Source organism: Flavihumibacter rivuli, from assembly GCF_018595685.2.
Lineage (GTDB): Bacteria > Bacteroidota > Bacteroidia > Chitinophagales > Chitinophagaceae > Flavihumibacter > Flavihumibacter rivuli.
Genome location: NZ_CP092334.1, coordinates 2,827,215 through 2,852,273 on the forward strand (window position 1 = coordinate 2,827,215; position 25,059 = coordinate 2,852,273).

A 25,059-nucleotide genomic window follows, 5' to 3' on the forward strand; every position below is an offset into this window, starting at 1 on the left:
TGGTGTTCCATCGGGGACCCTCGAAGAGAACTCCTATGGTGTGATAATATGTAATAGCCCTTTGTCGCCCCCGTTGTGTCTTATGAAGAACAGGTAGTTAGAAGATGAGCTTAGCTGTTGGATGCATAAATTTTTCACCTTTTATACATCGGGGTCCCCTTCGGGAGACCCCGCTGAGGTTATAGGACCACATGTCCACATTTTCACATTTCCACATTTCCACATCTTCTCATCCTCTCACCTCGTCCGCCGTAGCTTCAGCGCAGGCGGGTATCATCCCCCTCTCCTCTCCTGGGCTCTGGCGATAGCGCCTTCCAATACTTCCAGGCCTTCTTTCAACTGCTCATCCGTGATCACTACAGGTGGCAGCAGCCGGATACAGTTACTATAGAGACCGGCGCGGATAAGGATCAATCCTTTTGAGGTGGCATCCTTGATCACTTCCATGGCAAATTCCATATCCGGTTCGCGTGTATCACGATCCTTTACAAACTCTACCAGCTGCATGGAACCAGCCCCACGAACATCACCGATGGCGCGGTACTTCGACTTCCACCCATTCATGGTGGAGCTAATGATCTGGCCTACTTCAATTGCCCTGTTCAGGAAGGCCTCACTCTTCAATTGTTTGATGGCCTCGATCGCTGCCACGCAAGCAACCGGGCTGCCACCATAGGTTCCACCTACACCGCCCAGGTGAGGCGCATCCATCATCTCGGCCCTACCTGTTACGGCACTGATGGGCATTCCTGCGCCAATCGATTTCGCACTCACCACAATATCCGGAACAACCCCTGTGTGTTCAATGGCAAATAATTTACCGGTCCTGCCCGCACCACACTGGATCTCATCGGCAATGAAAACGATACCATACTTATCGCAGAGCTCACGCAGCTTCTGCAGGAATGGTGTGGGGATAGGAAGGAACCCACCTTCACCCTGGATGGGTTCAATGATAATGGCCGCCAATGATTCAGGATCAACCTGCGCGATCATGGCACGCTCCAGGTTACGGATACAGAACTGGATGTATTGCTCCTCGCTCATCCCTTCTTCCTTCCGGTACATATTGGGTGCAGGAATACGGTAGATATCCGAAACGTAGGATCCAAAACCTTTCTTGAACAAGGCATACTTACTGGTAAGGCTTAATGTAAGCAACGTACGGCCATGGTAAGCACCTTCGAAACACAATACCGCATTGCGCTTGGTGTAATACTTGGCAATATTCACGGCATTCTCCACTGCTTCCGAACCGGAATTGGCCAGCAAGGTCTTCTTGGGGAAATCACCGGGGGTAACACTATTCAATAATTCCGCGAGTTCGATATAGGGTTCTATGGTCGTTACCAGTGAACAGGTATGGATATACTTGTCAACCTGCTCCTTGATGGCATTAACAACTTGCGCATTGCAATGACCAACATTGATCATACCGATACCACCGGCGAAATCGATCAACTGGTTGCCATCCACATCCCATACCAGGGCGCCTTCTGCGCGCTCCACCGCTACTTCGGTGGATTTGGCGAGTCCTGATGGCAGGGCATTCTTCCTCCTTTCCAGGATGGCTTGTCCTTTAGGTCCCGGGATAGCTGTCTTCAACTGAATATGTGCCATAGCATGAAATTTTACTGCTGTTAAATTATTTTGTCGATGTCTATTTTGATCAATACCCCATAATTACCACAAGCAGGATCGCTCAGGTATTCAGGTATGAGGGCGATGGGTTCAAACCCGATCTTCATCTGCGGGGTGATGGTGGGATCTGTCCGCTTTCCTTCCACCAACTCCTTGAAATATTGTTCACCACTGATCTGGTGGGCAACGGCACCATAACCATTCATCATACCCACAGTGATCTGTCCTTTCAATCCCAATGACCTGGCCACTTCATGCCTCGCACGGTAAAGGATACGGGCCAGGCCCTTGCCGCGGTAATCGGGATGTACGCCGATATCCAACCCATATAACCATTCGCCATTAGGGTCATGGTTCGTGAGCCAGCCACCCGCAATGGTTTCCTTGAACGTATGGTGGTAATGGGAAAAATCAAAATTGCTGCGCATGGTGGTGGTCATGCCCACTACTTTATCCCCATCCTTCACTACCAGTTGCCCTTCAGGGAACAGTTCAAGGTGACGCAGGTAATGCTTCGCCTTGATCAACTCGTCATCGGCCAGTGTAGGGAACACGATCTTCTGCAATTCCTCCAATTGCACCACATCCTCAGGCTGCATGCTTTGCACCACCAGGCCATTATCGAGTTCTTTGTAATAAGTTGTCTTCACTGTCATCATATCATAGTTTAAGCAATCGTATACCCCAGGAGGATATAGACGAGGCAGGTAAGGGTAAATGAGATCAGGGCAAAGGGTAACTGGGTGATGCCATGCTGGAAATTGTTGCATTCCGCCCCCTGCGCAGCAAGGATGGTAGCATCACTATAAAAACAGGCATGGGCCCCGAATGCACCGGCACTTACGATCGCACCAATACATAACCATACATTACAATCCAGTTCATGCGCCAATGGGATCACCAAAGGGATGGCGATGGCATACAAGCCCCAGCTGTTACCGGTTGTAAAGGATATCAGTCCGAGTGTCAGGAAAATGACCAGCGGCAGCCATTGTTTGCTGACCAAGGGCTCAACAGAACGGATCACATACTGGGTCATGCCCATCTGGTCACCGAGTTCTTTCAGTAAGTAAGAGAAAAGTAGCAGCACCAGTGCAAACAACATGCTCTTCATCCCTTCAATGGTACTTTCAGAAAGCATCTTGAATGAAGCCACTTTCTTAATGCTGAAATAGATAAGTGTTACCACCAGCGTAACAATGATCCCTTTCAGTGCATCCAGGTCGAAGTAAACGGTGGAAGCGATCAATACCACCACGGGCAGGATGAGGTACCAAATGCTGCCGGGCTTCGATTCATCATAGGCAGCTACATCTACCGCAAATTCTTCTGAATTATCAGGGATCAGCTGGCCGGTTGTTGCTGCGCGATGATTGGCCTGTTTCATCTTGCCGATCATCGGGACGATTCCCATCACGACCAACGGCACCATCAGGTACTGGATCCAGCCATAGGAAATATATGGTATGATGCCAAGGTAGGAAGCGATCCCCTTTCCTGCCGGCACCAGTTGGTTCTCTTCCAGCAGTTTGGCAATAAAGATCACCCAGGTAGAGATGGGTACGATCACGCAGATGGGAACGGCTGTTGAACTCACCACAAATGCCAGCATCTCCCTCGACACGCGGTAATGATCGGTGAGTTTCTTCATGGTAGTTCCGGTAGTCAGTGCATTCAGGTAATCATCCACAAACAGGAAGGTCCCGAATCCCCAGGTGGTGAGCAATGACTTCTTCCTGCTCCCCACAAAGCGCAGCATGTATTCGCCAAATGCCTTCACCCCGCCGCTCCTGATCATCAACTGGATGAGCGCGCCGTATAAACTGCACACCATGATCACCCAGACCATCAGGTCATTCTTCATCACCTTGGTGAAACCATCGATGATGGCATTGAAGAAATTCCATTTGCCCACGATAATAAATCCCACCAGGCATCCAATGACCAGGGGCTCTAAAGAAAGCCTTGTCTTCAGCGCGATGGCTACCACCACCAGGGGTGGCACCAGTGATATGATTCCGTAATCGGTCATTGACCAGTTGATTGGTAATTATTCATTTGTTTGACTGGATAGAACAGGATCAAAGACCACCGATGCTGACCAGTTTCTTTTCCATGTACTCGAACAATCCTTCGCTTCCACTCTCATGGCCCTGGCCACTGCTCTTCCATCCGCCAAACGGCGACTCCGTTCCATGCGGCGCCCACTCATTGATGCCCACCATTCCAAACTCCAGCCTTTCCGATGCATGGATGGCTGTACGCAGGTTGTTGGTGAAGACATAAGCCGCCAGGCCATATTCAGTATCATTAGCCTTCGCGATGGCATCATCCAGGTCGGAGAAGGAGAATAACGGTAAGATGGGACCGAAGATCTCATTGCGGGCGAGTGAGGAGGACTGGTCCAAACCAGCGACAACAGCCGGCTGGATGAAATAACCCTTATCCTTATGCACCGGGACATGACCTCCGGTCAGGATCTTCGCATTTTCAGATTTAGCTTTCTCCAGCAATTCCATTACACTATCCCTTTGCTTCCGGGTGATCAGGGGACCAACATTTACGCCTTCTTCCAGGCCACCGCCAACTTTCAGGTTGGACACATAAGCCGCCACTTTCCCTGCGAACAGGTCGAAGATCCTTTCGTGTACGTAGAACCTTTGCGGAGCAATGCAGACCTGGCCATTGTTCCTGAAGCGGGCAATGGCCGCAACTTTTGCTACCGCATCAACATCCACATCATCAAATATGAGCACAGGTGCATTTCCCCCCAGTTCGAGTGCTAGCTTGGTATGGGTGCGTGATGCCCCATCCATCAGGATCTTACCCACCCTGGTGCTGCCAGTAAAACTGATCTTCTTCAATTTCGGATGGTCAAGCATGGCCTGCCCAATGGAGGAGGACTCACCGGTCAGCACATTCAGTACGCCAGCCGGCAAACCTGCCTGCTCCAATGCCTTCACCATATGGTAACCACTGAGTGGGGTACTTTCGGAAGGCTTGGCCACAACGGTACAACCGGCTGCCAGGGCAGCAGCCCATGCACGTGCCGGATTATAGGCCGGGAAATTCCATGCCGTGATCACGCCAATGACACCCATTGGTTGCCAGATCACCGAACTGCGCTTGTCAAGCCGGTTGGTCGGGATCACTTTTCCATAGGCTCGCTTGCCTTCTTCCGCATACCATTCAAACAGGTTGGCAGCAACAGTCCATTCTCCCTTTGCTTCCAACAAGGGCTTACCGCTTTCCATCACCATATCGCGGGCAAGTGTTTCGATATGCTCCCGGATATAGTTGGCGGCCTTCTTCAGGATCTCAGCCCTGGTATAGGGTGTGGTCTTGCTCCAGCTGTGGAAGGCCTGTTCTGCGACATCAATGGCGGCATGGCAATCCTTACCATTACCATAACTCAGCACTGTGATCAGCTCTTCGGTTGCGGGGTTGATCAGCTCGTGGGTACCGCCGTCAATGGCATCTACCCACTGGCCATTTATGTATTGCTTATTCATGTTAGTAATTGGCTTGCATTATTTGGTCAATGATTCCAGTCCGGCCTCAATGATATCAAGGCCCTTATGCAACAATTCATCACTGATGATCAGTGGACTCAATACCCTGATGATATTACCGTTCACACCAGCGCTGATCACGATCAGTCCATGGTCTGCACAATAGGAGATCAGCTTCTTGCAGAGATCAGCATCCGGGGCGAAGGGATCGCCATTCTTAACGAGTTCGAAGGCCATCATCGCACCCAGTCCCCGCACGTCGCCAATAGCCGGGAAACGCTGTTTCATGGCATTGAAGCGGTCGCGTACGATCTCCCCAACCCTTTCTCCCAGGGCATTGATATCGATCTCCTCCATATACTTAATGGTGGCGATAGCTGCCGCACAACAAACGGGGTTTCCGGGATAGGTGCCGCCAATGGTGGAAGGCTTACAGGCATCCATGATCGAAGCTTTACCGATCACGCAACCGATAGGCATTCCGCTACCCATGCTTTTTGCCCAGGTGGATAGATCAGGAACGATATCGTAATGCTGGTAGGCAGCCCATTTACCGGTACGACCGAAACCACTCTGCACCTCATCAAGGATGAGCAGGATGCCATACTTATCACAGATCTCCCGCAAGCCCTGCAGGTATTTCCTCGGGGCCACATTGAAACCACCCTCCCCTTGCACCGGTTCGATGATGATGGCCGCCACCTGTTCAGCCGGCACATTGGTATGGAAGAACTCTTCCAGCTCACGCAAATGGATATCCGAAAACTCATCCAGGTTCAGTCCGCTGCCATTCCGGTAATAATCAGGGAATGGAATGCGGTATACTTCCGGGGCAAAGGGACCGCATCCAAGTTTATAACCGACCTTTGAGGTCAGGGTCATGGCCATCATGGTACGGCCATGGAAGGCCCCGCCAAAGCAGACGATGGCTTGCCTGCCGGTAGCCTGCCGCGCGATCTTGATGGCATTCTCCACACTCTCCGCACCTGAATTGGTCAGCATTACCTTGGTGTGGTCACCATGCGGGAAAAGCGTCGCCAGTTTCTCGGCCAGTTGCATATAAAGTTCATAGGTCGCCACATTGAAACTGCAATGGATCAGGTTGGCCGCCTGTTTAGCAATGGCGTCCACCACCGGTGCCGGGCAATGCCCTGCATTCACCACACCGATACCCCCTGCAAAGTCGATCATCTCCCTGCCATCGGCATCATAAATGACCGCGCCCTTGGCACTCACTGCCGTTGATGGATTAAAGATCCCGATCGCATTGGGAACGAATTGCCTTCTGCGATCCAGTATTTGTTGCGATTTGCTCATTGTAGCTTCCATGATTTTCTGCTTTTCAATTCTTTTATTAATACCGGTTATCTATAACCGAAATCAAGCCTCTACGGCGATGGTCTTCTGGTTAACGAATTCAAGGATACCCTGCCTGCTCAGCTCCCTGCCATAGCCCGATTTCTTGATGCCACCAAATGGCAGGCGAGGGTCACTTTTCACGAGGGAGTTGATGAACACAGCTCCTGTTTCGATCTGCCTGGCAAGGGCCACACCCTTTTCCAGGTCGCCGGTCCAGATGCTGCCTCCCAATCCGTAACGGGAATCATTGGCGAGGGCGATGGCTTCTGCCTCATCCTGTGCCACGATAACTGCGGCCAACGGGCCAAATGTTTCTTCATCGAAGGCTGGCATGCCTTTTTGCACATTCAGCAATAAGGAAGGACTGAACTGGCATCCACTGACCTGCCCTCCGTGCACCAGTCCTGCCCCCTTCGCAACCGAACCCTGCAGTTGCTTTTCAAGGCTCTGTGCCAGGTCGAGCCGGGCCATTGGTCCTACCTTGACAGTTGGGTCAAATGGGTCACCATACTTATAGGCGTTGATACCTGACTCCAATTCATGGATGAAATCATTCAGGGCATCCTTCAGTACGATGAATCGCTTGGAGCCGATGCAGGACTGTCCCGCATTCAGCAAACGCGATTGCAAAGCGGTAGCCGCCGCCTTCTGCATGTTGGCATCGGGCAATACGATCAATGCGTCCGAACCACCCAATTCAAGGACCGATGTCTTAATATGCTTACCTGCCAGGGCAGCCACCGAACTACCGGCCCTTTCACTGCCAGTCAGGGTAACGGCCTGTACGATATCAGCAGTAATGATCCTTTCTACCTCAGGGGTGTCGATGATCAGGGACTGGAAAACACCTTCGGGTGCACCTGCTTCCCTGAATATCCCCTCGATGGCCAGGGAGCAACCGCATACATTGGGTGCATGCTTTAGCAGGGTTACATTGCCTGCCATCAATGTTGGCGCGGCATAGCGGAACACCTGCCAGAAGGGGAAGTTCCAGGGCATGATGGCCAGTACCGCCCCGATAGGTTCATGGCTCACAAAGCTTCTCACGTAACCGGCCTCCAGCAATTCATCTGCAAGAAAGCCTTCCGCATGTGCTGCATAATATTCGCATACCCACGCACACTTCTCCACTTCACCAATGGCTTCCGGCAATACCTTACCCATTTCCTTTACGATCAGGGTTGCCAACTCCGACTTTTTATTGCGTAAGATGGCCGCAGCATTGATCAATACAGATGCCCTCTCACCAAAGGTCCTTCGCTTCCAATCCTTAAAGGCCATAGTGGAAAGCTCCAACGCTTTATTCAGCTGTTGCTCACCCATGAGTTCATAAGTGCCGATCAGCTGCTGGTCAAAAGGATTGATAGAATTAAATACTGCCATTATTTTTTAGTCTTTTATAGTCGCTTTTTCCACACCTATTTTTTCCGCGATGGCCCAGGCTGCCAACCTTCCGGTTTGCGCGGCACCATTCATGTAGCCCTGGAATTCACTGCTCACATGTTCACCCGCAAACAGGATGTTTCCAACCGGCTGCGCTTCCCATCCGGCGAGTGTACTCCACTGCCCCACCTTAAAAGAGCTATAGCCTGCCAAACTGAATGGGTTCTTGCCCCAGCAATACTTGATGGGATTCCCTGAGTAAGCAGCTGCGATTCCCGGGAACACCTTGTCGGCTGTTTGCAATACCGATTCTGCCAACGGACCTACCCTGGTCGCATTTACTTTCTCCGCAAATGCTCCCCCGCCAAACACAGAGAAACTTCCTTTATCCAGACTTTGCAAGTGGGTACTATCCCATCCTGATCCAAAGAAGCCATCTGTAAAGGTATAGCCCTGGAAATGCTGGTCCCGCCATGGTTTGGCCTTCATACCCATGATGAACTTGCAGCTGGTGCCATACCCTTGCTCATGGATGCATTTGCGTTTGCCTTCCGGCATTTCCACCTTCATCTCTATGTTGCGAAGTATGGAGAAGGGCAATGCCAGTATCACATGATCTGCCAACACCTGCTGCTGTTTACCCTTTCCTTCAAAATGCAGGCGGTACTGTCCATTCGGTCCTTCTTCCAGCTTCACCAACTTATGGGAATAGCTTACCTGCTTCGACAGCTTTGCGGTCAGGGCATGGGTCAGTGCCTGGCTTCCCCCCTTTATCTTCAATACTTCATGGTCATCGCCAAACATCCTGTATTTCCCATCCCCATTCTCCGGCGCGGTGAACATGATCAGGAAATTGATAGCAGATTGCTCTGATGCTTCCATGCCATACTCACCGGTCAATACCACATTGATAAAATCATAGATCCAACCACTCATTCCAATGGAACGGATATAGGTGAGGATCGACTGGTTATCGAGGTGGCGAAAGGCCTCTGCTGTTGCGTAGGACCGCTCCTCCGGAAGGGATTCAATATCCTTTACCATTTGCAGCACATAAGGCTCCAGGGCTTTGCTGAGATCAGCTTCCGTCAACCTTTGGCCACTGAAGTGGAATACCATCGGCTCCAATGTATCCTTACGCAGGTCCCAGAAGTCAAGTCCCAGTTCTTCTACCAATCCGATGATATCCTTATGGGTCAGGTCAACAAACTCCCCTCCAATATCAGTGGTCAGTCCCTCCCCGAAATAGCCGGTCATGGTAAACATCCTTCCCCCTGTCCTGTCAGAAGCCTCATAAATGGTCGCTTCAATACCTAGTTTCTTCAACTGCCAGGCGGCATTCAGGCCGGCAATGCCACCGCCGATGATGGCGATCTTATTGGCAGTTGCCAGCGGCATCGCCTGGATGAAAGGAGGTACCAGTACAGTACCTGCTGCGGCAAGTGCTGTATTACGGATAAACTTCCTCCTGCTTTCGTTATTAACACGCCCTTGTTTCCTGCCTTTGCTATTTCTCAGGGCTGATTCAAAAGCGCGTTGAAGGATAATGGTTAGTGGATGCCTTGGCATATCTTCCTGATTAGGTCACTCAATTAAAATCCGGGATTCTGAACCACCTTACCCTGAGTAGCGATCAGCTCCCGCTGGGGAATGGGGAACACCCCTTTCTGGTCAGAAACGCCCAACACTTCATCGATCTTTCCCCATCTTGCCAGGTCGAAGAATCGATGGCCTTCAAAATTCAGTTCTGCCAGGCGCTCATCGGCCAATACCTGCAGGAACACAGTGGCATTGGGCACATCTGCAAGGGTCAGGTCTTCGAGTCCCCTATTGGCCCTTAATTCGTTGATATAATCGAGTCCACCACCCGCACGTCCCCTTGCCTCCGCAGCGATCAGGTACAGTTCTGCAATCCTGAGGATATACGCCGGGTTGTCCTTGGCTTCTTCACCGCGGTATTTCTGGGTGCGCCCATCAGGAAGGATACTCACGTCATTGTTCTCAAAATCCAGCAACGCGGCACGCTTATCCCCTGCCCTGTCCTCAAAGAATGTCTTCAATCCTTCACTGGCAATAAAGAGCAGTTCTGAACGGATCGCATCTTCACGCGCATAGGTTGTTCCATTGAAAGAGCTTGGGTTCTGCGCATCGAAGGCCAGTTCGAAAATGCTTTCGCTGCTCAGGCGGCCGGAATAGATAGTAGTGAAATTATCCGCATCCAGCAGGCTGAAACTGCCTTCATCGATCACTTCCTTCGCATAGGCAAATGCGTTAGTATTGTCCTTGCTGTAGAGGTAAACCCTTGCCAGCAGGCCTTTTACCGCCAGTACGTTCATGTACTTCTGGTTAACTTCAATGCCATCTAGCAGGGTCTCGGCTTCCTTCAGGTCCTGGATGATAGCCGTATAGGTTTCACCCACTGTACTTCTTTCCACCACATCATAGGGTCCCTGTACAGTTGTCACTACCGGTATACCATATTCGGAATTCTTGTCCCAATGGTAGCCAAACATCCGCAGCAGGTCGAAATGCACCATCGCCCTGATGGCCAGTGCCTCGCCCTTGATCCTTCCCCTTTCCACATCGTCCAGGTTGGGATCTTCCACTTCATCTACAGCAGCCAGGATGGAGTTGGCGGTATTGATACACTTGTACATGGCGATATACATCTGCTCGCCAAACACATTGGAAGGAGTGATGGCATGGTCACCGATCTCATTCAGGGCCGGGTTGTCATAACCACCAGCCTTGGCCACATCGCTGTTGAGGTCGGCCATCAGTGGATAATAACCGCCGTAATAATCCCGTTGCTGCAGGGTATTGTACAGACCGATCAGGCCCGACCTTAATCCATCACCATTCTTGAATACATCCTCACTGGCCACATCGTTGGGCGAAACCACATCCAGCTTCTGGCAGGAGAACAGGCCCATGATGGCCAGCAGTAATACACTTATATGTTTTATTGATCGTTTCATTTTTCAGCTTTTTTTGGTTAGAAACCTACATTCAATCCAAACGTGATGACCCTTGGCTGGGGATAGGCAGCATAGTCCACACCCGCGGTACGGTCATTGTTACCACCAGTAGAACTCACCTCAGGATCAAATCCTTTGTAGTTCGTGATCACAGCAAGGTTTTGCACCTGTCCATACAGGCGAAGGCTGCTGATGAACTTTTTATTGCTGCGGTTGAATGTATAACCAAGGTTCAGGGTCCTGAAGCGGAAGAAGGAAGCATCTTCGAGGTACATGGATGAATTTTCGAAATAGTTCTTTTCCACAAAGGAAGCCCTTGGAACATCGGTGCGGTCACCGGGCTGGCGCCAACGCTTCAGCACATTGGTGCTGTTATTGGCAAACACCTGGTCCAATCCGCCATCGTTGCTGTAACCCAGGTTTTCGTATACCGGACGGATCAGGTTGTACACATCGTTACCGATACTGAACGTACAGGCCAGCATGAAATCCCAGTTACCAAACCTCAGGTTGTTGGTGAGGCCACCGTAAAAATCAGGCCTTGCCTTACCAATGATCTGCGCATCATTGAAATCGATCACGCCATCCTTATTGATGTCCTCGAACTGTGCGTCACCGGTCTGCTCATCCACACCCAGGTATTTCACACCCCAGAAGGTTCCTACGGCTTCGCCAATTTTCATGATATGCGTGGGGGCGAGGTCGTTATAGGCACTCAGGAGTTCCCCGTCAACCGGAAGCTTCTTGATCGTATTCTTCTGGTAGGAGATGTTGAAATTGGTTGTCCAGCGGAAATTCTTCTTCCAGATATTCTTGCTGGTAACATTGAATTCCCAACCCTTGTCCTGCACTTCCCCACCATTGGTGGTAAGGGTGGCGAAACCGGTGGTGCCGGCTATGGGGATATTGCTGAGCAGGTCTGTACGGTCGGCCACGAAGTATTCGAGTGAACCACTGATCACACCGCCCCACATTTCAAAATCGGTACCGATATTGAAGGACCTGTTCTTCTGCCAGGTAAGGTTGGGATCGGCAATGTTCCTTGGCCTCAATCCGGACGTACCATCATAGCGTCCGGGCTGCCAGAATGAAATGTTCTGGAAGTCACCGATCTCCTGGTCACCGGTATAACCATAGCTGGCGCGCAGTTTCAAGGCTGTGAATACTTTGCTGTTGGCCATGAATCCTTCACGGTCCAGGTTCCAGCCTACACTTCCTGAAGGGAAGAATCCGTAACGGTTACCCTCAGCGAAACGCGAGGAACCATCTGCGCGGAAGGTGAAACTGGCAAGGAAACGACCATCAAAATCATAATTGACCCTTCCCAGGTAGGACATCAACCTCCAGCTGCTCTTCGTTTGTGCGGCACCTGTAATAACGGCTGCACTGGAAATATTGGTCAGTCCACTACCCAGCGGGAAACCCTGGCCTGCAATACTGGCGCGTTCTGAATTGGATTCCTGTTGCGTGAAACCCACCAGTGCTCCCAGGTTATGGTCACCAAATGCGCGCTGGTAGTTGAAGGTGTTCTCATTCAACCAGGTCATGTTCCTGAAGTTGGCATTGAAGGCCTTTCCGCCCACTGCTTCCGCATCGGTGGTAAGGGCCGACAAGAACAATTCATCACCCAGGTCGGTGAAGTCTGCACTCCATGAGGTCTTGAAGCGCAGGTAAGGATTGATCTTGTATTCACCATAGATGGTTCCAAGGAATCGGTTGGTGGTAGTGAAACCACGGATCTCCTTGGCAGATTTTACCGGGTTATCGCTTAACCAGTTGGCCTGGTAGTCTTCAAACCTGGCATAGTTACCATTCTCATCATACACGGGCATCAGGGGTGATGCACCGATCGCGTTGGTGATGATACCGGTATAGGTATTGTCGTTAAAGCTTCTCCTGTTATTGGTGCGGGAAACAGCGATATTGGTTCCCACCAGGAACTTATCGGTGATGGAATGGTCCAGGTTCAGGCGCGCATTCATCCGCTTATAATAGTTCTCGATCACGATACCTTCCTGGTTGAAATAACCACCACTCAAATAGAAACGGGTCTTCTCATTACCTCCCTTAAGGCTTAGTTCATAATTGGACATAGGTGCCGTACGCATCACCTCATCCAGCCAAACGGTATTTTGTGCACCCGGACCTGCTGCATAATTCAGCGGTTCGGTCAACACGGATGGATCAAAATCGGGTCCGAAAATAGTAGGGTCGGCCTGGTAACGGGCAAGGTCATTCGCCCTTGCTTCTTCCACCAACTCAACGAACTGGTCGGAGTTCATGAAATCGATCTTGCGGGCCACTTTCTGGAAACCCATATAGGTATTGAAGTTCACCTGGGTCTTGCCCGACTTGCCCTTCTTGGTGGTGATCAGCACCACGCCGTTAGCGGCACGGGCACCATAGATGGCAGCCGAAGCAGCATCCTTCAGGATCTCGATCGACTCGATATCATCTGGATTGATATCCGCGATGGAACTGAGGTTCTGTCCATTACCTACCTGGTCGCCATTGGTATCGAAAGAAGTGGACAAAGATGAATTGCTCTCACTTAACATGGGAATTCCATCCACAACATAGAGCGGGTTCTGTGCCCCACGGATGCTAACCAGCAAACCGGCACCGGGCGTACCCGATGGAGTGGTCACGTTCATACCGGAAACCTTTCCCTGGATGCTCTGTGCCAGGTTCACCACCGGTTGGTCCTTGAAGTCCTTGTTGTTGACAGAACTGATGGCGCCAGTCAGGTTGGATTTTTTCTGGGTACCATAACCAATCACCACTACATCGCCCAGCTGGCTTTTGCTTTCTTCCATTGTGATGCTGATAGTGGTAACACCTTCTACCTTCACACTCTTACTCTTATACCCAACCGAAGACACTTCAATAGTGGCATCCGGTGAAGGAAGGGTGATGGTGAAACTACCGTCCTCCGCAGTGGATACACCTGTTTGCAGGCCTTTCACCACTATGGAGGCTCCCGATACGGGCTTTCCGTCCTGGTCTTTGATTACTCCTTTCAGGACCGTGGTTTGCGCCCAAAGGATAAGGGGGCAACAAATGATCAGCGCTGCCAGTGAAAGCAGCTTAACCAATTTTCTCAATTGTTTGGTCATAAGCATTGTTTAGGTTGTTTGTGAACTTTTCGCTCCACAAATGCATCAATCGTTGGGAAACTAAATTTGATTAAGTCAAACCAGTCCAGATCTTGGTCAAATGTTTTTTTGAAAAAATATTAAAACGTTAATTATCAATGATTTGAGATTGGTAAAATATTGGGGGAACATTTGGTCAAATAATTTGACCAGCTTTTCCTAATTTGACCCAAACCAAAACGCTGAAGGGGAAACCAACATCCCTTTTGTATAACCATGCATCTTTCTGAGAAAATAAAGAAGGCGGTAGAGCAACACCCCATGGTGATCGCAGCCCTTAAGACCAAGGGTCGCGACAACTGGAAGGTCTTTACCCGCACGCAATTCAACCTGGTGGCCAGGGTGATCAACCGCGAGATCTCCCGTGAGGTACTGGCCAATCCCGACCTGGTGGAAATGAACCTGCTGATCGGTAAACAAAAGCTGGAGAAGGAAATGTACCGGCTGAGGTGCCATAGTATCTTCGACTTCCTGAAATGGCTGGCCAACGTCAGTGAATTCAGGGGTTTCAGCTGGGTAAGCGGTAAGACGCTTCAAAGCTATTGGAATGCAGGCGAGGCCAAGGATATTAAAGTGAACGCCTTGCTGGTCTTCCTGAAGGTCCCTTTCAAGGATTGGGATTTATGGTTGAAGGATACGGGGCGAACGAGCGACCGCTATACCTCTGCCATGGAGAAACTGCCCTCCACCGGCACGGGCTTCAGCAAGTCCTCCCTCCAGATCGTGAAGAGCTATTACCTCGGCAATTATTTTCTTTATTACCAAAAAACGGACGGCAGCAAGAACATCATCAAGACCCCTTTCATCCTGAAAGAACACGAGAGCGGACAAGTGATCGTGAAATCGGTTTCCGAAGGGCATCGCTATAGCGGGAAAGTGATCGGCATCCGCGATGGCTGCCTCTATATCAATTGCCAGAACCTCGATTTTGAGGAGATGGAGCAATATGTTTTCAATATCGGGCTGGAGACCAAACCCCAGGTGCTTTTTGGGGTATCCACCACCGTTAGTGTTAAGACCAGGCAGGCGGTTGCACTGAAGAATATATTGGTCAAGCAGAAGACACTCGACCCGGCTTTCGATAATATCCAGGAAACGGAGATCCCCTTCTCCAAAAAATACAATTCCGATACCGAGGAAGCCATTATTGTGAACTACCTCAAGCAATCGGAAGCAAATATCCTGACGGCCCCTAGCTGCTGCAACCTGGAGGACCTGCTCTAAAAGCAAGTGTCCGGCACCGTTAGGCTGCCGGACACCCGGTTTATTAAGTTCTTATGCCAGGTTCAGGACCGGCTTATTACCCAGGATCCCATCGATCCTGTTCATCACTTCATCCGTCAACAAGGGCAGGACTTCCAATGCCTTGAAGTTCTCCAGCAATTGTTCCCTGCGGGTCGCGCCCAGGATAGCAGTGGTCACATTGGGATTCCTGATGCACCAGGCGATGGCCAGTGCGGCCAGGCTCACACCAAGGTCCTTGGCTACCTGGTCGATCTGCTTCAGTTTCGCGATCTTCTCCTCCTGCATCCAGCGCTCCTTCAACCATTCGAAACCCTCCAATCCCAACCTTGATCCTTCAGGGAAACCATCCAGGTATTTGCCGGTCAGGAAGCCCGCTGCCAATGGGCTCCAGATGGTGGTACCCAGTCCTACATTCTGGTAGACCGGCACATAATCCATCTCCATCTTATACCTTTCGAACATATTGTATTGCGGCTGCTCCACCACGGGCCCGATCAGGTTATACTGCTGGGCCACACGATGGGCTTCCATGATCTCCGCACCGCTCCACATGCTGGTACCCCAGTACAGCACCTTGCCCTGCTGGATCAGGTTATGCATGGTCCATACCACTTCCTCAATGGGAACATTGGGGTCGGGGCGATGACAGAAAAAGATATCGAGGTAATCCAGTTGCAAACGGCCCAAAGCCTCATGGCAGGCCTCGAAAATATGCTTGCGGCTAAGTCCCGTCTGGTTGGGCTTATTGTCCTTGCCCCTCCAGCCAAAGAAAACCTTGGAAGAAACGGTGTAGGAAGTCCGGTCCCAATGCTTTGCCTTCAATACACGGCCCATCATCTTCTCGCTTTCCCCCAGCGCATAGCCTTCCGCGTTATCAAAGAAATTGATCCCATTGTCATAGGCAATGCCCATCAGTTCATCGGCAATGCTATCATCGATCTGCTTGTGGAAACTTACCCAGCTGCCAAAGCTCAATACGCTTAACTGGAGGCCTGAGCGGCCCATACGACGGTATTCCATCTTGCTGCTATTTAGGTATGAAGAATATGCTGCCTTATCGCTTAATGCTAGTATCCCCTGCAGGCGGTGCCGGCCTGGTGGAATCGATCACCGGTCCGCTGTCCATTCCATTCCTGGGCACCAGCACTTCCCCCGTTACACTCTTGATGACCCACCAGCTGAAATCCTGGCCGGCTTCAAGTCCATTGCCAAAAATGATCTTATCGGGTTGGTGGATCTCCACCGGTTTATCGGTGTAAAATTTCGCTGTTGCCTGGTCCCACCAAAGCTCCTTGCACTTCAGGGTATCCTTCTTGATATTGAAGACCACCACACTGTCACGGAGGTAAACCTTGTTCTCGGTCTCCCTGTAGCGGCCATATTTGGCATTGAGCTGGCTCTCCACTTTCAGGGAGTCATTGAAGAAATCAACATGCAGGTTCCTGGGAAATTCTACATAAGGCGAATCGGTCTGGTAACGATTCATCACGGGTGCGGTCAGCCTGGCACGCATCTTTCCGCCCTGGCTCAGGTAGCTTTCGATCATCTTTCCTTCTTCCACTGCAACCCTGTTCTTCGATAGTTCCTTGATCTCCTCCTCGGTATTCTCGCAAGCAAGGAAAAAAAGGCAGCATACCATTCCGGTAGCTGCCACTTTTATGGATCGAATATACTTGTTCAATTCCTTAATCATACTTCCGCTTGATGAACCAAAGGTCGCTCAGGGTGAAGCCCACTGAAACCACGAAGAAGTTCTCCCTCAGCAGGGTACTACTATTACCGCGTTTCATATACTCAAAGGCAAGGTTGATATTGGTGTACTGGTTACTGAACCTGTTGGGTCTCACCGGGAAGGCAAAACCAGCAGAAAGGCCATAAAGGTCTAACTGCGTACCATCATACTTGATATTGTCTTTTCCGTAGTTGAAACCCAGGCGGTAGGTGATCCTTCCCCAGTAATTGGTACCAAACGCATTGGGCACGAATTGTCCTCCTGCCCTGAGGCGCCAGGTACTGGCAACGGAATCCTTTGAACCATAGAAACGGTAATCATCCCAACTGGTAGCGGTATAATCGGCACCGAAAAGCCATTTATCGTTCTTCTGGAGGGTGAAGCCAACGGAGTAGGATCCCGGGTAATCGATCTTCCCCTTGATATCATCTTCTACATAAACACTGTCAATGGGGTTGAAGCCACCATTACCATCATCCGCAATGGTCCTGCGGATCACATCGGCCTTGGCATTGTAGGACTGCTTGAGCGAAGCTGAAGCACCCAATACCAGCGACACGTCCTTGGTCAACTTTGCGGTATACTGGATACCTCCCTGCAGGTAAAGGCCGCCAAAGTTCACGCGGTTCTGGAAATTACCGGTATAGTAGAGGACGGAGTCATTGATGAAGTCCTTCCTGGTACCGAAATCCTTGGTACCCCAGAAATAGCCCACATTGGCCCCGATGCTCAGGTTGCCAAATGCCTTGCCAAAGCCGGTATAGGCCTGGTAGGAGCCGCCATTTCCTTCGTAAGTGGTGATGGTTGAATCAATATTCTCCCCGGTAATGGGATTCAGCGCACGGCCGAACTCCAGGACCTTGTAATTGATCCGGCTCATTGGCCTCAAGCCCAACACCATCCCGAAATTATGCTTACGGCTGACAGGGATACCCAACTGCACGTAAGAGATATTGGCGTAGGACGCCTTGTATTTATCGGTAGAAGTCTGTGACCTGAGGGTCTGGTTCGCCACCTGGATGCCCACATCAAAGGAAGTGATGCGCATTTTGGCATAGCTGGCCGGGTTCAGGAAGTTGATGGTCTGGGAACGGGGATAGACCTGCTTGAAGTCGTATCGTTTATCATAGTCTACATAACCGGTAGAAATCCCCCCCATTCCCCTTGTCGCAATCGGAGTACTGTTCACCTCGTTACCCCATCCATACCTGGAATATGGGGAGTTTTCCTGGGCAACGGAAGCCAGTCCTGAAAGTAAAAATGCCGTTACCAGCAGTTGGGTGATGGGTTGTTTAATTGCACTCACTGATCGCATACAGTCCTTTAAAAATTAAATTAGGGTCCGCAAATATCTTGTTTTTTAGGTGCGGCACAAAATAGCCTGAATTACCCCCGGTTAAGAGCACGTTAAAGTTCCCATACCTTGATTTATAGGCATCAATGAAGCCATCTATCTCCTTGGCCATGCCCAAAATGACCCCACTGGTGATATTGGTGACCGTATCATAGCCTACCAAGGGGAAATTCCAGTCCTCCTTTACCAGGGGCAGTTTGGCCGTATAATCCTTCAAACTCCTGAACCTCATGTCCATTCCCGGCGAAATGCCCCCACCCAGGAACTCGTGCTGGCTGTTCACAAAATTGTAGGTGATGCAGGTCCCCAGGGCAATGGCCAGGTTGTTCTTTTTCGGGAAAAGCAATACGGAAGCCGCTATCAGTGCCAGCCGGTCCGCCCCGATGGTCTCGGGTTTACCTACCGGGGTGGTAAAGGGCAGTCGGGTAAGGTGCGAAAGCTTGTGGAAATGGCTACCTACCGACATCCGCTCTTCTACGGCCGGGTCATGGTTGATCACCGAAGAAAGAATGGTCTTGTCCGGACGGTGCAGCTCCATCACTTTATCGATCGCTTCCACACCGGTATCTTCCAGCAGGATCACCTCCTGTAAAGCATCATCCTTGAAAAGGGCATATTTCTGGCGGGTATTGCCAAAGTCGAAACAAAGCGTTGTAACGGCCATTCCTAAAGTTCTAAGTCGAGCGAAGATAGGTTTTTAAAATGGCCATTGAGTTTGACCCTGTCCTTCAGCTGTTCCATTTCCGTGATCACCGGGATCACCTTCTGGAGATGGCGTTTCAGGTATTCCTGCCGCTGCATTTCGGTCATCAGGCCCAATAATTCATACTCTTCTTCCAGCGAGAGACCGGCATGGTGGGCCACATCATAAACATTGAGCAGTTCATCCGGCTTCTTGAACTCCTTGGAAAGTTTCAGCAGGCGGTGCAATTCCCTGATCCCCGTGATCACCATCCGCATCAGGTCTGGCCGGCCGCGGCCCTCCTCATTATCCGGATAGGTGACAATGGCCCCGCTGTACAATTTATCCGGGATGGACTTCACGACCTCCAGTATGCGAAAAACCTTCACCCCTTCTGTCTTGATATCCATCTCTCCGTTCTCGTACACTTTGCTGATCTCCGTGATCCGCATCAGGGTGCCCAGTTCGTTCACTTTCTTCTCCATGACAGTAGGGATCCCGAAGAGCTTTTGCTGTGCATGGCAGTCCGTAATCATCTGCTTGTACCGGGGCTCAAAAATGTGCAGGTTAAGCTGCTCACCGGGGTATATTACTACGCCCAAAGGAAATATGGGGATGAAATTTGTCATTGGCTTTCAATATCGCTAAAACACTAGTTTTGTAGCTTCCCGAAAGGAAAGCATTCCCACCGGATAAAATTAAGGAAACCGCGGGGGAATGGTTCCATCGGTTCAATTTACCGGATCACTAACCCAGGCAGGCATGTTACCCAAATGCAGTTTAGTCATATCAACCTATAACTGGCCCGAAGCCCTTGAGCTCTGCCTGCTCAGTGTTTTGCAGCAATCGCGGCAACCGGATGAAATTGTCATTGCCGACGATGGCTCTGCCGACGCTACCAAAGACCTGGTAGAACTTTTCAAAAGCCGCACCACCATTCCCATCAGGCATGTATGGCATGAAGATACCGGCTTCCGCCTGGCGGCCATCCGCAACAAGGCCAATGCCGCTGCTGCTTTTGAGTACATCATCCAGATCGATGGCGACCTGGTCCTTCATCCCGATTTCGTGAAAGACCATGTGGAAGCCGCAAGACCGGGATATTTTATTGGTGGCAGCAGGACCCTCATGAGTCCGGAATTATCGGCTGAGCTGCTGCGAACCAAACAAACCAGCCTGAACCCCTTCACCACTGGCGTCAGCAATAAACTGAACGGGATGCATTCGGGGGTGATCGGCAAACTCCTGGGGACCCTTATCAGGACAGCTAATGCCTACAATATCCGTGGCTGTAACATGAGCTACTGGAAGAAGGATTTCATCGCCGTCAATGGTTATGATGAACATTATAGGGGATGGGGAAGGGAAGATACCGACCTCGTGTTCCGCTTCTACCATGCCGGGTTCAGGCGGACCTATTTCAAGTTGCGCGGGGTGGTTTACCATATCTGGCATAAAGAGGCCGACCGCGACAGCCTGCTCAAGAATGACAGCATCCTGGAAGCCACCATCCGGGAAAAGAAAACCAGTTGTGCACTGGGGGTGGCGCAATACCTTTAACGAATGAACATGAAGATAGCCGGATTTACCATTATCAAGAACGCTGTTAAGAATGACTACCCGATCGTGGAAGCCATTCGCTCCATCCTGCCCGTAGTGGACACCATGATCGTGCTGGTGGGCGATTGCAATGATGGTACCGAGGAACTGGTCAGGTCCATCGGGTCCGACAAGATCCGGATCCACCATTCCATCTGGGACCCCGGCCTTTCCAAGGGCGGTGTGGTGCTGGCTGCCGAAACCGACAAGGCCTTCGACCTGGTCGGGCCGGAATATGACTGGGCCTTCTATATCCAGGCCGATGAATGTGTGCACGAACAATACCATGCCAATATCATCGAAGCCTGTAAAAAATACAAGGATGATAAAAGGGTGGAAGGGCTGCTCTTCAACTACCTCCACTTCTATGGCACTTTCGACTATGTGGGCGACAGCCGTAAATGGTACCACAAGGAAGTAAGGATCATCCGTAATGACAAGTCGATCCGCTCCTACCGCGATGCACAGGGCTTCCGCAAGAACGGCAATAAGGTACAGGTGAAACAGATCGATGCCTATATCTATCATTACGGTTGGGTGAAAAGCCCCGAGCAGATGAAGGAGAAGATCCGCAATGCCACTTCCAATTATTGGACCGAATACCAGGACAAGCCCGTTTCCCCGGTCGATCTTTTTGATGTGAACGATTACGATTCATTGGTGAAGTTCACCGGCACCCATCCGTCCGTGATGAAGGAGAGACTAGAACACAAGAGCTGGACTATTGAACTGGACACCACCAGGAAGAAATTTTCCCTGAAGGACCGCATCCTGTACTGGTTTGAAAAGACCACCGGCATCCGGCCATTCGATTTCAAGAACTATAAGGTGATCTGACCTTTCATTAACCACCATCTGATACACGATACCAACTATGTGGGAAGCATCACTCAAAGGCATCCAGGAGGGAGATACAAGGATAATAGCCCGCGCCATTTCCCTGGTAGAGAATGAAGCGCCAGGCTATGAAACGCTGATGCTTGCCCTTCCCCATACCCATACGCCGGTGATCGGGATCACCGGTCCTCCCGGTGCGGGCAAAAGCACCCTGGTAGATGCGCTCATAGGATCCTATATCAGGACCGGTAAAAGGGTGGCGGTGCTTTGCGTGGATCCCTCCTCCCCCTTCAACCTTGGGGCAGTGTTGGGTGATCGCATCCGGATGAATGAATGGTACACCCATCCCGATGTATTCATCAGGTCCCTCGCCACAAGGGGATCATTGGGAGGACTGCATCCCCATATCATTGAGATCACCGAATTGCTCAAGGCTGCACCTTTTGATGTCATCATCGTGGAAACGGTGGGTGTTGGCCAAAGCGAAGTAGAGATCATTGGACTGGCAGACATAACAGCAGTGGTACTGGTGCCCGAGGCGGGTGATGAGGTGCAGACCATGAAGGCCGGACTGATGGAGATCGCCGACCTCTTTGTGGTGAACAAATGCGACCGACCCGATGCCGATATATTTGTCAGGAACCTGCGGTCCATGCTGGCCCCAACCTTCAGCAGGCATAAGGAAGAAGTGGCCATACTCAAGACCATTGCTGCCAATGGAACGGGTGTGGATGCTCTCAGGCAGGCACTCGACGAGGCCCTCACCCTTCACCATACCAGCGACAAGAAAGCCTGGTTATTGGCGGAACGCGCTTACCACCTGATTGAGCGCAACCGCATGAAGGATATCAATAAAAAAAGATTGAAAGAAGCCATTGAGCATTTGCAGCAACAGCATGCTTTCAATCTTTATCGTTTTGTACAGCAGTTCCAGTAACAACCTTCGCCCTGTCATCCACTACTCCTCACAACCGATCGGCGCACCCGGCGGAATGACCGCATGTTGCGAAGGCTTGGCCTTATCGGGAGCTTTCATGCGCTCCAGGGCCAATGCATAATGCGCTTTGATGGTCGGGTCTGTAGCTAATTTATCCTGCTGGGTGATATAGGTTTTCAGATCGTTCAGCACCTTTACCGCCACACCCCTGGCAGCGAAATTCGCCTGCTCATTCACCGATAATGCCAGTATATAAGTAAGCAGGAGCTGTTCATTCTGCAATTGCACGAGCAATTCCATTCCCTTTGCCCTTGGGGCCATGAAGGTGGCCTTCACCAGGCGGTCCATCATCTCAGCGGCACCCAGTCCGCCTTTGAGGGCATATTCCTCCATCCGGCTAACGCGCTCAGGATGGAAAAGGAATGACAATGGCAGGTCAGCAGCCGTCTCCGCAGGAGACAGCGCATCAAATGCTAACCCGGTGCGCTTGCGGAACAACTCCCTTGTGAATTCATACCCTGCAGGACGGGGAGGGATCATATCAACAATGGCATCTGGCAAGACGAGGAAAGAAGGCTGGAGGCATTTGATCACTGCATCCAGGGCTTCCAATTGCTTCGCCTTGGGAAGGAAACGCGTTATCGGTTGTCCATCACCGCGAGTAGCATAGGTATAATACATACCACCCACCAGTTTGGTTGCGGCTTCCAGTTGGTAGCGATGGTAGAGGTAAACGGGAACCAATACATCTTCCAGCATGGCCATGGGCATGCCCTCCCGGATATTCTTTTCACCGAACTGCTGCAATGCCTTTGTCCTCACCTTCATCACATGCTCCAATTCCTTCACCGCATCTGCCCCATTATCCCAAAGATGCGCTTGCGGATGCAGGCCACCTGGCGCACGGGCATCGCGGTCGCTGATGAATTGTAAGCCTTTCCGGGAAGCAGCATCCAATATGCCTTTCAGGGCTTCGGGTTCATTGGTGCCTTCAGGGAAATCCTGGTAGCCCCAGGTGATCGCCACCTTATCCCATTCGCCGATCTTATTATCATAGGCATTCTCCATGCTGATATTACCATTGGCATCGAGTGATACGGCAGGATGGGGATAATCCATCACGCTCGCCAGGTCGTTCACGCTGGAAGCATAGTTGTGCATCATGCCCAGTGTATGGCCTACTTCATGGGCCGACAGCTGCCTTAACCTGGCCAGGGCCATTTTCATCATCTTGTCATCGGCCGGCACGCCTTTCTCGAAAGGCGCCAGCAATCCCTGTGCGATCAGGTAATCCTGCCGTACCCTTAAGGATCCCAGCGTTACATTGCCCTTGATGATCTCACCGGTGCGGGGATCCACCACGGAATAGCCATAGCTCCATCCCCTGGTGCTGCGGTGTACCCAGTTGATCATGTTATAACGGATATCCATAGGGTCTGCACTATCGGGAAGGATCCTTACCTGGAAAGCATTCCGGTAACCGGCCGCTTCAAAGGCCTGGTTCCACCAGGATGCCCCTTCCAGCAAAGCGCTGCGGATGGGCTCGGGGGTACCATTATCGAGGTAGTAGACGATCGGCTTTACCGGTTCACTCACCGCGGCCTTGGGATCCTTTTTCTCAAGGCGGTGGCGGGTGACCAGATACTTGACGATCAGCTCCGATACCGGTGTGCTGTAATCAAAATAGGAAACCGGGATAAAGCTGGAGCGCGGATCGAATATCCTTGGCTGGTAGTTGTTATCGGGCAGCTGCACAAAGGAATGGTGCATCCGCAGGCTGATGGCGTCAGGACTGGGTGCTACTTCCTGTACATAATTACCCACTTCCCCATCAGCGTTCACGAGCGTGATGGTTGCTTCCAGTTCTGTGTTCAGGGGGAAGTTCTTTGATGCCTGGAAATAGATCCAGGACCTGTTCTTGTCAAGGCTAAAGTTTCCCTGTTTGGTGCCTTTGATGCGCAGTGCAGCTTTCATGGCATCGCGCAGCAGAAAGTCGGTGGCATCCACCAGCACCTTGCCGGCTGTTTCGGCTTCAATGGTGAAGGCCCACAGGGTGCTCTGGGCAAAGGATTGCTCCACTGCCCTGCGCTCTGCCGGGTCCTTGCTGAGGGCACGGTAGCCATAGTTGGGCTGGACCATCATTAATTTCTTCCCGGAACGGATGAATTTTACTACGGCTTCCTGGCCCAGTAGTCCACGGTCCAGGCCAATATCATTGGAGCCTAGTCCTGCAGGCAAAGAGGGAACATAGAGGATCTCTTCATTCAGCCTTTCGATCTGCAGGTATAGCTTACCGTTGATTTCGTCTTTGTAGAAGGGGATAAATCCATCGGTACGGGCCAGACCCTTGGTCTTTTCTTCTATGGACACCGGAGCCTGGGCATGCAGCATGGCCGGCATACAGATGAATAGCAATAAATAGCGCAGCATGTTTTGGTATTTATTTGGAAAGATAGGAAAGAGGGGAGGATGTGGAGATGTGAAAATGTGGAGGTGTGGAAATGTGATCCACCTGCGCTGAAGCTTCGGCGGACGAGGTGTGGAGATGAGACTATAGTGGCGCAAACATTTTCCCGTCGCCCCTGTTGTGTCTTATGACCAACAGGTAGTTGGAAGCGAGGGGTGCTATTGGAAACAATATTAAC

General features: G+C 51.1%; 19 protein-coding genes. 4 read left to right on the top strand and 15 right to left on the bottom strand.

Annotated features, from left to right (window positions below):
• Positions 1-273 precede the first annotated feature (273 nt).
• From gabT (KJS94_RS12055) to KJS94_RS12095, 9 genes are read right to left on the bottom strand one after another with little or no spacing between them, the layout of a single operon-like run.
• Positions 274-1,620 carry a 4-aminobutyrate--2-oxoglutarate transaminase gene (gabT, locus tag KJS94_RS12055; protein WP_214448915.1) on the bottom strand — a complete coding sequence of 449 codons (1,347 nt, stop codon included), beginning with the start codon at positions 1,618-1,620 and terminating at the stop codon, positions 274-276.
• Between the two features lie 20 nt (positions 1,621-1,640).
• A complete protein-coding gene (locus KJS94_RS12060; protein ID WP_214448916.1) occupies positions 1,641-2,300 on the bottom strand; it encodes a GNAT family N-acetyltransferase in 660 nt (219 codons plus the stop codon).
• A gap of 8 nt (positions 2,301-2,308) precedes the next feature.
• Entirely contained in the window at positions 2,309-3,673 is a 1,365-nt protein-coding gene (locus KJS94_RS12065; protein WP_214448917.1) for a Na+/H+ antiporter NhaC family protein, read from the bottom strand.
• Between the two features lie 49 nt (positions 3,674-3,722).
• Positions 3,723-5,153, bottom strand: coding sequence for an NAD-dependent succinate-semialdehyde dehydrogenase (locus tag KJS94_RS12070; protein WP_214448918.1), 1,431 nt, complete (start codon positions 5,151-5,153; stop codon positions 3,723-3,725).
• A gap of 18 nt (positions 5,154-5,171) precedes the next feature.
• On the bottom strand, positions 5,172-6,482 hold the full coding sequence (gene gabT / locus KJS94_RS12075) for a 4-aminobutyrate--2-oxoglutarate transaminase (RefSeq protein ID WP_239804153.1): 1,311 nt from the start codon (positions 6,480-6,482) through the stop codon (positions 5,172-5,174).
• Positions 6,483-6,533: 51 nt separating this feature from the next.
• On the bottom strand, positions 6,534-7,895 hold the full coding sequence (locus KJS94_RS12080; protein ID WP_214448920.1) for an NAD-dependent succinate-semialdehyde dehydrogenase: 1,362 nt from the start codon (positions 7,893-7,895) through the stop codon (positions 6,534-6,536).
• Between the two features lie 6 nt (positions 7,896-7,901).
• Positions 7,902-9,464 carry a flavin monoamine oxidase family protein gene (locus KJS94_RS12085; protein WP_214448921.1) on the bottom strand — a complete coding sequence of 521 codons (1,563 nt, stop codon included), beginning with the start codon at positions 9,462-9,464 and terminating at the stop codon, positions 7,902-7,904.
• Positions 9,465-9,487: 23 nt separating this feature from the next.
• The gene (locus KJS94_RS12090) at positions 9,488-10,873 is read right to left on the bottom strand and encodes a RagB/SusD family nutrient uptake outer membrane protein (RefSeq protein ID WP_214448922.1); all 1,386 of its coding nucleotides are present in this window, start codon (positions 10,871-10,873) and stop codon (positions 9,488-9,490) included.
• Between the two features lie 17 nt (positions 10,874-10,890).
• The gene (locus KJS94_RS12095) at positions 10,891-13,989 is read right to left on the bottom strand and encodes a SusC/RagA family TonB-linked outer membrane protein (protein WP_214448923.1); all 3,099 of its coding nucleotides are present in this window, start codon (positions 13,987-13,989) and stop codon (positions 10,891-10,893) included.
• A gap of 255 nt (positions 13,990-14,244) precedes the next feature.
• Here KJS94_RS12095 and KJS94_RS12100 point away from each other — a divergent pair, with 255 nt between their 5' ends.
• Positions 14,245-15,252 carry a hypothetical protein gene (locus tag KJS94_RS12100; RefSeq protein WP_214448924.1) on the top strand — a complete coding sequence of 336 codons (1,008 nt, stop codon included), beginning with the start codon at positions 14,245-14,247 and terminating at the stop codon, positions 15,250-15,252.
• A 51-nt stretch (positions 15,253-15,303) separates the two neighbouring features.
• Here the strand turns inward: KJS94_RS12100 and KJS94_RS12105 are convergent, their stop codons facing one another.
• From KJS94_RS12105 to KJS94_RS12125, 5 genes are read right to left on the bottom strand one after another with little or no spacing between them, the layout of a single operon-like run.
• Entirely contained in the window at positions 15,304-16,293 is a 990-nt protein-coding gene (locus KJS94_RS12105) for a potassium channel beta subunit family protein (protein WP_214448925.1), read from the bottom strand.
• 34 nt (positions 16,294-16,327) lie between these two features.
• Positions 16,328-16,966 carry an LPS export ABC transporter periplasmic protein LptC gene (lptC, locus tag KJS94_RS12110; protein WP_214448926.1) on the bottom strand — a complete coding sequence of 213 codons (639 nt, stop codon included), beginning with the start codon at positions 16,964-16,966 and terminating at the stop codon, positions 16,328-16,330.
• A complete protein-coding gene (bamG, locus tag KJS94_RS12115; protein ID WP_214448927.1) occupies positions 16,959-18,320 on the bottom strand; it encodes a BamG family beta-barrel-assembly machinery protein in 1,362 nt (453 codons plus the stop codon). Before bamG ends, lptC begins: the two co-directional genes overlap by 8 nt.
• On the bottom strand, positions 18,298-19,023 hold the full coding sequence (locus tag KJS94_RS12120) for a type III pantothenate kinase (RefSeq protein WP_214448928.1): 726 nt from the start codon (positions 19,021-19,023) through the stop codon (positions 18,298-18,300). Before KJS94_RS12120 ends, bamG begins: the two co-directional genes overlap by 23 nt.
• A 2-nt stretch (positions 19,024-19,025) precedes the next feature.
• Positions 19,026-19,670: an LON peptidase substrate-binding domain-containing protein gene (locus KJS94_RS12125; RefSeq protein ID WP_214448929.1), complete on the bottom strand. Its 645-nt coding sequence runs from the start codon at positions 19,668-19,670 to the stop codon at positions 19,026-19,028.
• A 133-nt stretch (positions 19,671-19,803) separates the two neighbouring features.
• On the opposite strand from KJS94_RS12125, the gene KJS94_RS12130 reads away from it, so the two are divergent.
• From KJS94_RS12130 to meaB, 3 genes are read left to right on the top strand one after another with little or no spacing between them, the layout of a single operon-like run.
• Positions 19,804-20,601 (top strand): glycosyltransferase family 2 protein, encoded by a 798-nt coding sequence (locus KJS94_RS12130; protein ID WP_214448930.1) that lies wholly within the window; start codon positions 19,804-19,806, stop codon positions 20,599-20,601.
• Between the two features lie 3 nt (positions 20,602-20,604).
• Positions 20,605-21,477, top strand: coding sequence for a glycosyltransferase family protein (locus KJS94_RS12135; RefSeq protein WP_239804154.1), 873 nt, complete (start codon positions 20,605-20,607; stop codon positions 21,475-21,477).
• A 37-nt stretch (positions 21,478-21,514) separates the two neighbouring features.
• Entirely contained in the window at positions 21,515-22,414 is a 900-nt protein-coding gene (gene meaB, locus KJS94_RS12140; RefSeq protein WP_214448932.1) for a methylmalonyl Co-A mutase-associated GTPase MeaB, read from the top strand.
• A gap of 21 nt (positions 22,415-22,435) precedes the next feature.
• Here meaB and KJS94_RS12145 read toward each other — a convergent pair whose 3' ends face one another.
• Positions 22,436-24,844, bottom strand: coding sequence for a zinc-dependent metalloprotease (locus tag KJS94_RS12145; RefSeq protein ID WP_214448933.1), 2,409 nt, complete (start codon positions 24,842-24,844; stop codon positions 22,436-22,438).
• Positions 24,845-25,059 lie beyond the last annotated feature (215 nt).